Here is a 14,238-nt window from a genome sequence, read left to right as displayed (position 1 = left end):
CCCGATCCGCTGAGCGAACCGGGAGGACATGGCGACCTTACTCGGCCGGAGCGGTCTTTTTAGCGGCGGCTTTCTTGGCGGCCGGCTTCTTGGCCGCAGGCTTTTTCGCCGCCGCGGGTTTCTTCTCGCCGGCGGCCTTGGCCGGGGCCTTTTTGGCGGCGGGCTTCTTGGCCGCAGCCGCCTTCTTCTTCGGCGCTGCGCCGGCCTTGGCGGCCAGCAGAGGCAGGGCGGCTTCCAGCGTCACATCTTCGGGCGTCATGCCCTTGGGCAGCGTGGCGTTGACCTTGCCCCATTTGACGTAGGGACCGAAGCGGCCGGCCATGACCTGAACGGGGGCTTCATCGTCCGGATGAGCGCCCAGTTCCTTGAGCGGCGCCGTGGCTGAGCCGCGACCAGGACGACCGGCGCGCTTTTCAGCCAGCAGGGCGACGGCGCGGTTGATGCCGACCTCGAACACCTCATCGATGTCAGACACATTAGCGTAGGTGCCGGCGTGCAGGACGAACGGGCCATAACGACCCAGACCCGCCGTGATCATCTTGCCGTCCTCGGGGTGAGGACCGACTTCCCGCGGCAGGGCCAGCAGACGCAGGGCCTGATCCAGCGTCAGGGACGCGGGGCTCCAGCCCTTGGGCAGGGACGAGCGCTTGGGCTTCTCCTCGCCCGGCGGCGTGGTTTCAACGTAGGGGCCGAAGCGGCCGATCTTGAGCTGCACCGGCTGGCCGGTCGCCGGATCGACGCCCAGTTCGCGGTCGCCGCCGTCCGCGCCGCCTTCGGCGCCATCAGGCGACGCCACGGGGCGGGTGTACTTGCAGTCGGGATAGCGCGAGCAGCCGATGAAGGCGCCGAAGCGGCTGGTCTTCAGGCTGAGCTGGCCTTGATGGCACAGGGGGCATTCGCGCGGATCCGAGCCATCCCCCTTGTCCGGGAAGATGTGGGCGCCGAGGGCGTCGTTCAGGTGATCCAGAATGGCCGTGGTGCGCAGTTCGCCGGCGGCTTGCGTTGCGGCGTGGAAGTCGGTCCAGAAGCTGCGCAGCAGCGCCTTCCAGTCCAGATCGCCGGCCGAGACCTCGTCCAGTTGGGTCTCCAGCGCCGCGGTGAAGTCGTACTCGACCCAGCGCGTGAAGAACTGCTCCAGGAAGGCCGTGACCAGCCGTCCTTTGTCCTCGGGATAGAAGCGGTTTTTGTCCATGCGGACGTATTCGCGGTCGCGCAGGGTCGTGAGGATCGAGGCGTAGGTCGAGGGGCGGCCGATGCCCAGCTCTTCCAGCTTCTTGACCAGGGTGGCTTCCGAGAAGCGCGGCGGCGGCTCGGTGAAATGCTGGTCGGTGCGGACGGCTTCAACCTTGGCCTTGGCGCCTTCCTTCAGCGCGGGCAGGCGACCGCCGTCGTCGTCTTCGTCCTCAGCCCCCTTCTGCTTCTCGTCGCGGCCTTCTTCGTAGGCGGCGATGAAGCCGTCGAAGACCACGACCTGGCCGGTGGCGCGGAGGCCGGTCTGGCCGTCGGGCGTCTCGATCTCAACCGTGGTGCGGTCCAGACGCGCGCTCTCCATCTGCGAGGCGACCATGCGCTTCCAGATCAGCTCGTAGAGGCGCTGCAGGTCGCCTTCGAGGCGCAGGGATTCCGGGTGGCGCGCGATGTTGGTCGGCCGGATGGCTTCGTGCGCTTCCTGGGCGTTCTTGGCCTTGGTCTTGTAGTAGCGCGGCTCGGCCGGGACATAGGCGGGGCCAAAGCGGTCGCCGATGACCTCGCGCGCCTGGGCTATGCCCTCCGGCGTCACATAGAGGCCGTCGGTACGCATGTAGGTGATCAGGCCGCCGGTGTCGTCGATGCCCTCATACAGCTTCTGCGCCGCCTGCATGGTGCGCTGGGCGGTGAAGCCCAGCTTGCGCGCGGCCTCCTGCTGCAGGGTCGAGGTGGTGAAGGGCGGGGCGGGCGAACGCTTGGCGGGCTTCTTCTCGACTGACTTGATGGTGAAGTCGCCGGCCTTGATGGCGTCGCGAGCGGCGAAGGCCATTTCCTCGGTCGGGATGTCGAGGCGCTGAATGCGCTTGCCTGCGTGTTTGACCAGGCGGGTGGTGAAGGGCGGGCTGTCGGCGACCAGATCGGCCTCGACCGACCAGTATTCCTGAGCCTTGAACTTTTCGATCTCCATCTCGCGATCGACGACGATGCGCAGGGCTACCGACTGCACTCGACCGGCCGAACGGGCGCCCGGCAGCTTGCGCCACAGGACGGGCGACAGATTGAAGCCCACCAGATAATCCAGCGCGCGGCGGGCCAGATAAGCCTCGACCAGCTCCATATCCAGCTGACGCGGATTGGCCATGGCTTCCAGCACGGCGGCCTTGGTGATGGCGTTGAAGGTGACGCGCTGGACCTCGGTGTCCTTCAGCGCCTTCTTCTTGTTCAGGACCTCCAGAACGTGCCAGCTGATCGCCTCTCCCTCACGGTCGGGGTCGGTCGCGAGAATGACGCGGTCGGCGCGCTTGGCGGCCTCGGCGATCTCGGACAGGCGCTTGGAGGCCTTGGCGTCGACCTCCCACTGCATGGCGAAATCTTCGTCAGGCAGGACGGAGCCGTCCTTGGACGGCAGGTCGCGGATATGGCCGTAGGAAGCCAGCACCTCGTAGCCGGAGCCCAGGTATTTATTGATGGTCTTGGCCTTGGCGGGGCTCTCGACGATGACGAGATTCATGGCGCTCTATCGGGGAAATCGGGGCGCGAACGTGGTTGGCGTCGCGAGGGAAGTCAATCGCATGGATTTCAGGAACTACCTGAAGGCGTTTAGTGCAGCTTGTTCATCTACCCAAAGTTGTTTATTGCCTTTGTCTGCAATCGGGAGCGAGACGATGTCGAGCCAAGGTGTTGGGGTGCCGCTGCAGCAAGATGCTTCGAGGACCATGGGTCCGACGCCCGACCTTGCCGACTATCCCGTGCGGGAATACGTCACCTCCATGGCGCGGGAACTGGCCAGAATGGCCCGATGGGACGGCGATGAGGCCTTGGCCGGCGCGCTGGAAGCCGCATCGACCATGGCGTCCAGCCCGACCAAGTAGCTCGATCAGTTGGAGGCTAGCCCGCTGGGTAGAAGCGTTGCTCGACCGGCCAGGTTCAATTCCAGCAGGGCGGCGGCGACAAGTCCGATCGGCAGGTTCAGCGCCCGCGCCAGTTCGTCGCGTGGGGTCGGCGTAGGAGACAGAAGGGCGGCGACCTGTTCGATCAGGGCGTCGTCCAGAACGTCCGGCGCGCCGTCGAAGGGCGAATCGACTGGGGGCTCGCGCAGGGTCCGCAGGGTGGTGAAGGCGCGTTCGACATCCTCCAGCCCCTCGCAGATGATGGCGCCCTGACGCAGCAGTTCGTTTGGGCCTTTTGAGCGCGGGTCCAGCGGCGATCCCGGAACGGCGAAGACGTCGCGTCCCTGTTCATTGGCGAGGCGGGCGGTGATCAGCGAGCCAGAGCGGATTTCAGCCTCGACCACGATCACCCCGCGCGACAGGCCCGATATGATGCGGTTGCGGCGGGGAAAGTCGCGGGCCTGGGCGCGGGCCCCGACGGGGCTTTCCGAGACGATGCAGCCTTGCTCAACAATCTGGCGATAAAGGTCGGCGTTCTCGGACGGGTAGATGTCGTCCACGCCGCCGCCGAGGACCGCTACCGTACCGGTCGGCAGTGCGCCCAGATGCGCCGCCGCGTCGATGCCGCGCGCCAGACCCGACACGACGACATGGCCGGCTTCGCCCAGTTGCTGTGACAGGCCGCGCGCGATGCGCTGGCCGCCCGCCGAGGCGATACGGGCGCCGACGACCCCGACGCTGGGGCGCGACAACAGGCCGACGTCGCCGCGCGTCCACAACAGGGGCGGGGGCGGATCGACCGCAGCCAGCATGTCGGGATAGTCGGCATCGCCCAACAGGATCAGTCGCGCGCCGGCACGGTCACCGGCCGCCAGCTCGGCCTCGACACGCTCGATAGAGGGCAGTGCGTAGCCGTCGCGGCCGCTGCGCCGCACCAGATCCGGCAGGGCCTCGACCGCGCGGACGGCCGAGCCGAACCTCTGCAGCAGTTGGGAAAAGGCCACGGGACCGACGCGGTCGGTGCGGGCCAGCCGAAGCCGGGCGAAACGCTCGGCGTCGGACAGCGGGGTCAAGCCTTCTTGGCTCCGATCTTGGGCTCGGCACCTTTCAGCAGCCGGGCGATGTTCTCATGGTGGCGGATATAGATGAGCACGGCGGTGAAGATCGCCAGGATCAGGATGGGCGCGGGGGCAGGCAGGCCCAGCATCGTCAGAGGCAGCAGGGCGTAGAGGGGTGTCAGCGCCGCCGCAACCAAGGCCGCCAGCGAGGAATAGCGCAGGGCGAAGGCCACGATCAGCCAGGTCGCCGCCGCCAGCAGGCCCAGAGGCCAGCAGGCGGCCAGGATCAGGCCGAAGAAGGTCGCGACCCCCTTGCCGCCCTTGAAGCCCAGCCAAACGGGGAAGAGGTGGCCCATGAAGGCCGCGCCGCCGGCGATTGCGCCCGCGGCTTCACCGAACAGATAGCGGGCGATCAGCAGGGCGACCGCGCCCTTGCCTGCGTCCAGCACAAGCGTGGCGATGGCCAGATCCTTGCGGCCGGTGCGCAGAACATTGGTCGCGCCGATATTGCCCGAGCCGATGTTGCGCACGTCTCCGGCGCCTGCGGCGCGGGTCAGGATGACCCCGAACGGAATTGAACCGAGCAGGTATCCGCCGATAGCTACAAGCCCGAGCGTAAGGAGCGCCGGCCCCGCCAGATCCTGCAAAGTGATTCGCTCCCGTTTAGCGTGCGTCGTGGACGATGCGTCCACCGACAACCGTGAGCAAGACCTTCCCTTGCAGGCGACGACCGTCGAAGGGCGAATTCTTCGATTTCGAACGCAGTGTGGCCGCATCGACCACGACCGGAGCGCCGGCGTCGAACAGGACGAGGTCGGCGGGCGCGCCTTGCGCCAGCACACCGGCGTCCAGACCCAGCAGACCGGCGGGGCCTTGGGTCAGCGGGCGCAGAACGTCCAGCAGGTCCAGGCCGTGTTCGTGGTGCAGCATCAGGGCGGCGGGCAGCAGGGTCTCCAGCCCCACGGCGCCGGGCGCGGCCTCGGCGAAGGGGCGACGTTTGTTCTCGGCGGGCTCGGGCGCATGGGCCGAGGTTATGGCGTCGATCAGGCCCTCGCGGACCGCCTCGACCAAGGCTTGTCGGTCGTTCTCGGCCCGCAGCGGCGGGTCCAGCCGGTAGAAGGTCCGGTAGTCGCCGATGTCGATCTCGTTGAAGCAGAGGTGGTTGATCGACACCGAGGCCGAAACCTCAAGCCCCCGAGCGCGGGCGCGGGCCAGGGTCTGCAGCGCGCCTTCGGTCGAAATCTGATCGACCAGGAAGCGGGCGCCGGTCTGTTCAACCAGGGCCAGATCGCGCTCCAACTGGATGCGCTCGGCGATGGCGGGCGCGCCGGACAGGCCGAGGCGCGTCGCCAGTTCGCCTGAGGTGGCGACGGCGCCTTCCGACAGCCAGGGCTCGGCCGGACGGCAGGCGATCAGGGCGTTGAAGGCGGCGGCGTAGCTCATCACCCGTTGCAGGGTGCGGGTGTTGACGATGACCCGGTCGCCGTCGGTGAAATAGAGGGCGCCCGCTTCGTGCATCAGGCCGATCTCAGCCATGCGCTGCCCGTCGCGCCCTTGCGTCGCCGCGCCCGCAGCCCGGACGTTGACCAGATCAAGCGCCGCCCCGCGCCGCTGGATGTGGTCGATCAGGGCGGGATCGTCGATCGCGGGGTCGGTGTCGGGCTGGACCACGATGGTGGTGACGCCGCCCGCCGCCGCCGACAGGCTGGCGGACTTCAGGGTTTCCTTGGGCTCGTTGCCGGGTTCGCCGGTCTTGACCCGGATGTCGATCAGACCGGGCGCGAGGCAGCGGCCTTGCGCGTCGATGACGGTCACGCCTTCGGGGCGCTGGGTGGCCTGGCCGTGAACGACCTCGACGATGCGACCGTCCTGGATCAGGACCGCGCCGGGGCCGTCGTAGTCGCTGGCCGGGTCCAGCAGGCGGGCGTTGACGATGGCCAGCGTATTGGGAGCGGCGGTCATGCGGCGGCTCCGGCGCGGCGATGGGCGAGGGCGGCCAGAACGGCCATGCGGGCGGCGACGCCCATCTCGACCTGATCCTGGATCAGGGAGACTCTGAGGTCGTCGGCCACGTCGGAATCGATTTCCACGCCGCGGTTCATCGGGCCTGGGTGCATGACTTTCGCGTTCGGCGCGGCCCATGCCAGCTTCTCGCGGTCCAGCCCCCAGAAGCGGAAATACTCGCGGGTCGAGGGGATCAGGGCGCCCGTCATGCGCTCCAGCTGAAGACGCAGCATCATGACGACGTCACAGCCCGCCAGACCTTCCTTCATGTCGTGGAAGACCTCGCAGCCCCAGCGGTCGGCGTCGCCGGGCACCAGAGTCGGCGGGCCGATCAAGCGCACGCGCGCCCCCATCATCGACAGCAGGGCGACGTTGGAGCGGGCCACGCGGCTGTGGGCTATGTCGCCACAGATGGCCACGATCAGCCCGCCGACGTCGCCGAAGGCGCGGCGCAGGCTCAGCAGGTCCAGAAGGGCTTGCGTCGGGTGTTCATGACGACCATCGCCGGCGTTGACGACCGCGCAGCCGACCTTTTGCGACAGCAGGTCCACGGCGCCCGAGGACGAATGGCGGACCACCAGGATTTCCGGCTTCATCGCGTTCAGCGTCACCGCCGTGTCGATCAGGGTCTCGCCCTTGGCGACCGAGGAGGCCGAGACCGGCATGGTCACCACGTCGGCGCCCAGACGCTTGGCGGCGATCTCGAACGACGAGCTGGTGCGGGTCGAGTTCTCGAAGAAGAGGTTCACGACCGTCTGGCCGCGCATGAGGTCGATCCCCTTCGCCGACTGTCGATTGAAGTCGACGAAGGCGTCGGCGAGATCCAACAGCGCCAGGGCGGCGGGCGGGTTCAGATCGCCGGCGGCGAGGAAGTGATCACGGGGGAAGGGCGACAGCCGTTCCTCGATGGTTTCGGTGACGGAAGCGGCATGGGTCATCGAGACGCCGCTATAAGCCCGACTCTTCGCGAGGGGAAGGTCAGCCGCGCAGACGGTCCAGCGCGCCCTGCAGAATCCAGGCGGCGGCGGTGCGGTCCACGACATCGGCGCGGCGCTTGCGCGTCAGGTCCAGTTCGTCGATCAGGAAGCGTTCGACCGCCGTGGTCGACAGGCGCTCGTCCTGGAAGGCGACGTTGACCGGGCGGATGCGCTCCAGATTGCGGGCGAAGGCGCGGCAGGACTGGGCGCGCGGACCCTCGGTCCCGTCCATGTTCAGCGGCAGGCCGATGATCAGGGCCGAGACGTTTCGACCGTTCATCAGCTTGATCAGCTGCTCGGCGTCCTGGGTGAATTTGGTCTTGCGGATCAGCTGCAAAGGGCTGGCGATCATGCGGCTGGTGTCGGACACGGCCACACCGATGGTGTTCTCGCCCAGATCCAGCCCTAGCCAGGCGGTGTCAGGCGGGCAGGCGGCGGGCAGGTCTGTAAGGTCGAATACGGGCACGCACGTCCCATATTGCAATGCGGAACGCTTGTCGAAGCCGCATCGGGCGGTTAACCCACGACAGGAGTCAGTCTGGGCGACTCCCTTGCGCCCCGACTGGATGAATTTCGGAGATTTCCATGGCTATCGACGCCGCGACGGTGAGGCGTGTCGCCCACCTCGCCCGCATCAAGACCCCCGAGGACCGCCTGGAGCCGCTGGCCCAGGAGCTGAACGGCATCCTGAACTGGATCGAGCAGCTGAACGAGGTCGACGTGCAGGGTTTCGAGCCGATGACCTCGAACGTCGCCCAGCCCCTGCGCCTGCGCGAGGACGTCGTCACCGACGGCGCCAAGGTGGATGCGGTCCTGTCGAACGCCCCGAAGTCGGCCGACGGCTTCTTCGTCGTGCCCAAGGTCGTGGATTAAGTCATGAGCGATCTGACCAAACTTACCCTTAAAGACGCCGTCGATGGCCTGAAGGCCAAGACCTTCTCGTCGGAAGAACTGACCCGCGCCTTCCTGACCAACATCGAGGCCTCCAACCCGAGCCTGAACGCCTATGTCGAAGTGACGGCGGACAAGGCGCTGGAACAGGCGCGCGCCTCTGACGCCAGGCTGGCAAGGGGCGAGGGCGGCGACCTGGAAGGCGCGCCGCTGGGCATCAAGGACCTGTTCTGCACCGAGGGCGTGCAGACGACGGCGGGCTCCAACATGCTGCGCGGCTTCGTGCCGCCCTATGAATCCACCGTCACCGCCAATCTGTGGCGCGAAGGCGCGGTCATGCTGGGCAAGCTCAACATGGATGAGTTCGCCATGGGCTCGGCCAACGAGACCTCGGCATTCGGCCCGGTGAAGAATCCGTGGAAGGCCAAGGGTTCGGACGCTGAGCTGACGCCGGGCGGCTCGTCGGGCGGTTCGGCCTCGGCTGTGGCCTCTGATCTGTGTCTGGCCGCGACGGCCTCGGATACCGGCGGTTCGATCCGTCAGCCCGCCGCCTTCACCGGCACGGTCGGCATCAAGCCCACCTATGGCCGCGCCAGCCGCTTCGGCATGGTGGCCTTCGCCTCCTCGCTGGATCAGGCCGGCCCGATCACCAAGACGGTGACGGACGCCGCCATCCTGCTGAAGTCCATGTGCTCGTTCGACGCCAAGGACTCGACCAGCCTCGACATCCCGACGCCGGACTGGACCCAGTCGGTGGGCCAGTCCGTCAAGGGTCTGCGCATCGGCGTTCCGGCGGAATACCTGATCGACGGCATGTCCGAAGAGATCAAGGCGCTGTGGGAGCAGGGCGTGGCCTGGCTCAAGGCCGCGGGCTGCGAGATCGTCGAGATCAGCCTGCCGCACACTAAATACGCCCTGCCGGCCTACTATATCGTGGCCCCGGCTGAGGCCTCGTCGAACCTGGCCCGCTATGACGGCATGCGCTTCGGCCACCGCGCCGAAGACTTCTCGTCGCTGGACGACCTCTACGCCGCCTCGCGCGCCGAGGGCTTCGGCAAGGAGGTTCAGCGCCGCCTGACCATCGGCACCTATGTGCTGTCGGCCGGCTTCTACGACGCCTACTACGTCAAGGCGCTGAAGGTGCGTCGTCGCATCGCCGAGGACTTCGACAACGTCTGGGGCAAGGTGGACGCCATTCTGACCCCGTCGACCCCGACGGCGGCGTTCAAGCTGGGCGACAAGCAGATCGACCCGCTGACTATGTATTTGAACGACGTCTTCACGGTGACGACCAACCTGGCCGGTCTGCCGGGCATCTCGGTGCCCGCAGGTCTGAGCACCGACGGTCTGCCGCTGGGCCTTCAGGTCATCGGCAAGGCGCTTGATGAAGCGACCGTCTTCCAGGTCGCGGCCGCACTGGAAGACTCCGCCGGTTTCGTCGCCAAACCGGCCAAGTGGTGGTGAGCATGTCTGAGAACAAAACAGTGATCAAAGGTCGCACGGGCGACTGGGAAATCGTCATGGGGCTGGAAATCCACGCCCAGGTGGCGTCGAACGCCAAGCTGTTCTCGGGCGCGGCCGTGGGCTTCGGCGCCGGTCCGAACGAGCAGGTGTCGCTGGTCGACGCCGGCTTCCCCGGCATGCTGCCGACCCTGAACAAGCACTGCGTCGAGCAGGCGGTGAAGTCGGGCCTGGGGCTGAAGGCGCAGATCAATCTGAAGAGCCAGTTCGACCGAAAGAACTACTTCTATCCCGACCTGCCGACCGGTTATCAGATTAGCCAGCTGTATCACCCGATCGTGGGCGAGGGCGTGGTCGAGGTTGAGGCCGAGGACGGCAGCTTCTTCAACGTCGGCATCGAGCGCCTGCACTTGGAACAGGACGCGGGCAAGCTGATCCATGACCTGTCGCCGACGGAATCCTACGTCGACCTGAACCGGGCCGGCACGGCGCTGATGGAGATCGTCTCGCGCCCCGACATCCGCTCGCCGGAACAGGCGGTCGCCTACGTCAAGAAGATCCGGACCATCCTGATCTATCTGGGCACCTGCGACGGCGACATGGAGAAGGGCAACCTGCGCGCTGACGTAAACGTCTCGGTCTGCCGCGCCGGCAACTACGCCAAGTTCAAGGAGACCGGCGATTTCGGCTTCCTGGGAACGCGCTGCGAGATCAAGAACGTCAACAGCTTCCGCTTCATCAGCCAGGCTATCAATTACGAAGCGCGCCGCCAGATCGAGATTCTCGAGGACGGCGGTTCGATCGTTCAGGAAACCCGCCTGTATGATCCGACGGCGGGCGAGACGCGTTCGATGCGTTCCAAGGAAGAGGCGATGGACTATCGCTACTTCCCCGACCCCGACCTGCTGCCGCTGGAAATCGAGCAGGCCTGGATCGACGAGATCAAGGCCAACCTGCCGGAACTGCCGGACGAGAAGCGTCGTCGCCTGATGGCTGACTACGGTCTGTCGCAATACGACGCAGTGGTGCTGATCTCGGAACAGGCCAAGGCCGACTATTTCGAGGCCGCCGCCAAGGGCCGTGACGCCAAGCTGGTGTCCAACTGGGTCACCAACGAGGTCTCGGCGCGTCTGGCTGCGGACGGCAAGGACTTCAGCGAGAACCCGCTGCCGGCGGCGCACGTCGCCCAGTTGGTCGAACTGATCGAGACCAACGTCATCTCGTCCAAGATCGCCAAGGAGGTCTTCGACTACGTCTGGAACGGTGAAGGCAGCCCCGCCGAGGTGGTCGAGAAACACGGCCTGAAGCAGGTGACCGATACCGGCGCCATCGAAAAGGCCGTCGATGACATCATCGCCGCCAACCCGGACAAGGCCGCTGCCGTGGCCGAGAAGCCGCAAGCCCTCGGCTGGTTCGTCGGTCAGGTCATGAAGGCCACCGGCGGCAAGGCCAACCCCGCCGCTGTGAATGATATCTTGAAGGCCAAGCTCGGGTTGTAAGACCCTCTGATTGAAAGTCAGATGCTCTAAAGGAAGGCCCCGGAGATCGCTCTCCGGGGCCTTTTTCGTTTCGAGCGAGGCTACCAGTTCCAGGCGTCGCGGACGACTTCGATGATGTAGCCGTCGTACTCGTCGATCAGGTAGATCGAGTTGTCGACATAGACCCAGCGCGTCCCGGGAGGCGGGTAGCCGAGGCCGTAGGTCCGCCAGTCATTGACCTGATAGCGCCAGAAGATGTCCGGCAGGTATTGGCCGACATAGTACTGCCGGTTCCAATAGCTGCGCGGCACGCTGTAGTAGCCGTAGCCCGGCGCGAAATAGAAGCCGAGCCGCACGCCGTTCCAGCCCCGGAAGCGGTTGTCGTTGCGCCACCAGTCGCTGCGATGGTTCCTGTTCCAGTCACGCCGCCACTGGTCGCGGTTCCAACGGTTGTGGAAGTCGCGATAGTCCCGATCGTTGTTCCAGTTCGGCCGGTCGGGCCTGTTAGGGCGATTGGGCTGATCGGGACGGTTGGGCCGATCCGGCCTGTTCCAGTCCGGGCGGTTGGGACGACCCGGCTGTTGCGAGCCAGGGCGATCAGGTCGGTTCCAATCCGGACGGTCGGGGCGGTTGGGTTGTTCGGGACGATCCGGTCGGTTTGGGCGATCCGGCGTTCCAGGACGGTCGGGCCCCCTTTGATCCGGACGGTTCGGCCATTGATCGTTGGTTCGGTCGGGGCGGTTCGGGCGGTCCGGGCGCGTATCAGGTCTTCCCTGATCGCTCGGGCGATCCGGACGATTGGGCCTATCCGGGCGCGCCTGACCGCCGGTGCGACCTTCCTCTCCGGACCGCTGAGGACGTTCGGGGCGCGGATTGTCCGACCGGGACTGGGGACGCTCGGCACGACGCTGGGCGCGCGACGAATCTTCAGCCTGAACCTGCCGCTCCTGGGCCAATGTGGCGACTGGGGCGAGCGCGGGGAGAGCGAAGCTGGCGATGGCCGTGAACACCATCAGGGAACGTTTCATGGTCTTCTTCCTCGCACGCCAAGACTGGCGGCTTGAGCGCCAATCTGATGTCCGCGCCATGAACCCCGGCTGAACGCGGGTCTGCGGAAACTTGCAGGATTCCTCTAGGTCTCGGCGGACCGTGCGATCCTCAAGCGCCGTATCTCGCCGGCAGAACGTAAGGACGGCGGTGGCGGAAGCGGTGGGATTCGAACCCACGGACGGCTCTCACCGTCGCTGGTTTTCAAGACCAGTGCCTTAAACCACTCGGCCACACTTCCTCATTTGGCGCGAGTCGAGACAACGCGCGGAGGCGTGCATAGCGGCAAGTTCGCCATCGCCCAAGCATAAAGCGCAGGCGAGTCTAGCCTGGGCATCAGGCCTTGCCAGGAGCCGATGGCCGCGTCACGAGCCAGATCCCCGCACAGACCAGAGCCAAGGCCGCGAGATAGCTCCAGCGCAGCAGGGATTCGCCCAGGAAGATGGCCGACAACGCGACCCCGAAGACCGGGATGAGGAAGTTGAAGGCTGCGATCATTCCCACGGGATTATGCTTCAGCAGCAGACTCCAGACGGAGAAGGCTACCGAGGAGAGCAAGGCCATATAGAGCAGCAGGCCGCCGGAGCGGAGGTCCAGCCCCTCCATCTGACCCCCGCCAACCATGCCAATCGCGATCAGGATCACGCCGCCGACAGAGAGCTGCCAACCGGTCATGACCATGGGATCCATGTCCGCCGAGAGGCGCTTGCCGTAGATGGAGGCCGCCGCCAGGACGAAGGCGGCGATGATGACGAAGCCTTCGCCCAGCAGGCTGAAGTCGAAACCCAGGGCGCCGCCGCCGAGGTTGACCACCACCACGCCCATGAACCCGATCAGGCAGCCCAGCGCCTTGCGCGTGCTGAGCCGATCATTCGCATAGATGAAGTGGGCCAGAACCACGCTGAAGAAGACGCCGGTGGCGTTCATGATCGACGACTTCACGCCGCTGGCGTGGGCCAGGCCGATATAGAAGAAGACATATTGGATTGCGGTCTGGGTCAGGCCCAGCAGAGCGACCTGGCCCACCTGCCGATCGCTCAGCGCCAGGAGCGGCCTTTTCATCGCCGCGGCGACCAGCAGCAGGATCAGACCCGCCAGGGCGAAGCGCCAGCCCGCGAACAGCATCTGGCTGGCGATGTCGCTCGGCGCGATATGCAGCAGGGCATAGCCGTTCTTGATCGCCGGATAGGCGCTGCCCCAAAGGATGCAACACAGGGTCGCCAGGGCGAAGACGCCCGAACGGGTCTGATAGAGGAAGAGTTTCAAGGGGCTCGCTTCAAGAACAAGGCGCAGGCGCGAAGGCGACGCCGCGGCGTGGGAACGCATAGTCCCAAAGCCCTCATTAACCAAACCGGAAACCTGGTGAGCGATGATCACTTCGAGTGAGCAGGAGTGCGTACGGCCATGTTGGCGAAAATGCTGAAGGGCGCAGTGGTCGCCGCCGCCTTTTCCACACTGGCCGCTTGCGCCAGTTTCGGGGGCGGACGGGACGCCCCGCTGCGTCCGCCGGTCGTGACCGATCCCGCGCCGATCGTGTCCGGCACCATGCGGCCCTATCAGATCCGCGGTCGCTGGTATCGGCCCGCCGAGCAGCCGCACTATGATGAGGTCGGGCAGGCGTCCTGGTACGGATCACAGCATCACGGCCGCCCAACCTCGACCGGCGAGCGGTTCGACATGAACGCCCTGACGGCGGCGCATAAGACCCTGCCTTTGCCAAGCCTGGTGGAGGTGACCAATCGCGCCAATGGCCGCAGAGTCATCCTGCGCGTCAATGATCGCGGGCCGTTCGTGGACAGTCGGATCATCGATTTGTCGCGGGCGGCCGCCGAGGAGTTGGGGCTGCTGTCGCAAGGCGTCGGCGAGGTGCGGGTGCGCTATGTCGGGCGGGCGCCGCGAACGGGCGGCGGCATGGCGATGCAGCGCGCGGAAACGACCCCCGCCGCTCGGCCCACGCCCTATAGTCCGCCGACTACGCCAATCCCCGCGGTATCCGAGGCAGCGACCTATTGGGTTCAGGCCGGCGCCTTTTCGGATCGTCGCGCGGCCAAACGAATCGCTGACCGGTTGGGCGAGCGAGCCTCCGTTCAAGACATCCGCAGCGACGGACGGTCGCTGTTTCGGGTGATCGTCGGTCCATGGCCGGACGCCAATGCGGCCGAACAGGCCCGTCAGGCGGTCATCGCACGCGGGTTTGGCGACGCCCTGTTGATATCAGGCGGTTAAGGCTTGCCTGACGCGCCGG

13 protein-coding genes and 1 tRNA gene are annotated in these 14,238 nt (G+C 66.3%); 5 read left to right on the top strand and 9 right to left on the bottom strand.

Features of this window, described 5'->3' with window-relative positions:
• Positions 1 to 37: 37 nt before the first annotated feature.
• The gene (topA, locus tag ACFYLW_RS05895) at positions 38 to 2,698 is read right to left on the bottom strand and encodes a type I DNA topoisomerase (protein WP_312062686.1); all 2,661 of its coding nucleotides are present in this window, start codon (positions 2,696 to 2,698) and stop codon (positions 38 to 40) included.
• Between the two features lie 205 nt (positions 2,699 to 2,903).
• Between topA and ACFYLW_RS05890 the strand changes: the two genes are divergently transcribed.
• Complete coding sequence (locus ACFYLW_RS05890; protein ID WP_312062684.1) at positions 2,904 to 3,059, top strand: hypothetical protein; 156 nt, start codon at positions 2,904 to 2,906, stop codon at positions 3,057 to 3,059.
• A gap of 5 nt (positions 3,060 to 3,064) precedes the next feature.
• On the opposite strand, the gene dprA is transcribed toward ACFYLW_RS05890, so the two are convergent.
• Genes dprA through ruvX form a run of 5 tightly spaced genes read right to left on the bottom strand, consistent with a single transcriptional unit; the run spans position 3,065 to position 7,582 of the window.
• Positions 3,065 to 4,150, bottom strand: coding sequence for a DNA-processing protein DprA (dprA, locus tag ACFYLW_RS05885; protein ID WP_312062683.1), 1,086 nt, complete (start codon positions 4,148 to 4,150; stop codon positions 3,065 to 3,067).
• Positions 4,147 to 4,782: a glycerol-3-phosphate 1-O-acyltransferase PlsY gene (plsY, locus tag ACFYLW_RS05880; RefSeq protein ID WP_312062682.1), complete on the bottom strand. Its 636-nt coding sequence runs from the start codon at positions 4,780 to 4,782 to the stop codon at positions 4,147 to 4,149. Before plsY ends, dprA begins: the two co-directional genes overlap by 4 nt.
• Before the next feature lie 16 nt (positions 4,783 to 4,798).
• Complete coding sequence (gene pyrC / locus ACFYLW_RS05875; protein ID WP_312062681.1) at positions 4,799 to 6,097, bottom strand: dihydroorotase; 1,299 nt, start codon at positions 6,095 to 6,097, stop codon at positions 4,799 to 4,801.
• On the bottom strand, positions 6,094 to 7,077 hold the full coding sequence (locus ACFYLW_RS05870) for an aspartate carbamoyltransferase catalytic subunit (protein WP_312062679.1): 984 nt from the start codon (positions 7,075 to 7,077) through the stop codon (positions 6,094 to 6,096). The genes pyrC and ACFYLW_RS05870 overlap by 4 nt, the downstream gene beginning before the upstream one ends.
• A gap of 40 nt (positions 7,078 to 7,117) precedes the next feature.
• Positions 7,118 to 7,582: a Holliday junction resolvase RuvX gene (ruvX, locus tag ACFYLW_RS05865; protein ID WP_292082796.1), complete on the bottom strand. Its 465-nt coding sequence runs from the start codon at positions 7,580 to 7,582 to the stop codon at positions 7,118 to 7,120.
• Between the two features lie 119 nt (positions 7,583 to 7,701).
• On the opposite strand from ruvX, the gene gatC reads away from it, so the two are divergent.
• The 3 genes from gatC to gatB are packed head-to-tail and all read left to right on the top strand — an operon-like array spanning position 7,702 to position 10,967.
• Positions 7,702 to 7,989, top strand: a complete 288-nt coding sequence (gene gatC, locus ACFYLW_RS05860; RefSeq protein ID WP_312062676.1) for an Asp-tRNA(Asn)/Glu-tRNA(Gln) amidotransferase subunit GatC — start codon at positions 7,702 to 7,704, stop codon at positions 7,987 to 7,989.
• 3 nt (positions 7,990 to 7,992) lie between these two features.
• The gene (gene gatA / locus ACFYLW_RS05855; RefSeq protein WP_312062674.1) at positions 7,993 to 9,471 is read left to right on the top strand and encodes an Asp-tRNA(Asn)/Glu-tRNA(Gln) amidotransferase subunit GatA; all 1,479 of its coding nucleotides are present in this window, start codon (positions 7,993 to 7,995) and stop codon (positions 9,469 to 9,471) included.
• Between the two features lie 2 nt (positions 9,472 to 9,473).
• Positions 9,474 to 10,967: an Asp-tRNA(Asn)/Glu-tRNA(Gln) amidotransferase subunit GatB gene (gene gatB, locus ACFYLW_RS05850; RefSeq protein ID WP_312062672.1), complete on the top strand. Its 1,494-nt coding sequence runs from the start codon at positions 9,474 to 9,476 to the stop codon at positions 10,965 to 10,967.
• Positions 10,968 to 11,047: 80 nt separating this feature from the next.
• On the opposite strand, the gene ACFYLW_RS05845 is transcribed toward gatB, so the two are convergent.
• The 3 genes from ACFYLW_RS05845 to ACFYLW_RS05835 form a co-directional block, all read right to left on the bottom strand.
• On the bottom strand, positions 11,048 to 11,974 hold the full coding sequence (locus ACFYLW_RS05845) for an RcnB family protein (protein WP_312062671.1): 927 nt from the start codon (positions 11,972 to 11,974) through the stop codon (positions 11,048 to 11,050).
• Between the two features lie 170 nt (positions 11,975 to 12,144).
• A tRNA-Ser gene (locus ACFYLW_RS05840) sits at positions 12,145 to 12,234 on the bottom strand.
• A 95-nt stretch (positions 12,235 to 12,329) separates the two neighbouring features.
• Complete coding sequence (locus tag ACFYLW_RS05835; RefSeq protein WP_312062669.1) at positions 12,330 to 13,259, bottom strand: DMT family transporter; 930 nt, start codon at positions 13,257 to 13,259, stop codon at positions 12,330 to 12,332.
• A gap of 138 nt (positions 13,260 to 13,397) precedes the next feature.
• Between ACFYLW_RS05835 and ACFYLW_RS05830 the strand changes: the two genes are divergently transcribed.
• Positions 13,398 to 14,219, top strand: coding sequence for a septal ring lytic transglycosylase RlpA family protein (locus ACFYLW_RS05830; RefSeq protein WP_292082790.1), 822 nt, complete (start codon positions 13,398 to 13,400; stop codon positions 14,217 to 14,219).
• The last annotated feature ends 19 nt before the right edge of the window (positions 14,220 to 14,238 follow it).

The sequence above is a fragment of the Brevundimonas sp. NPDC007368 genome (assembly GCF_042869015.1).
Classification (GTDB): domain Bacteria; phylum Pseudomonadota; class Alphaproteobacteria; order Caulobacterales; family Caulobacteraceae; genus Brevundimonas.
This window is presented reverse-complemented; position numbering and strand designations above follow the sequence as displayed.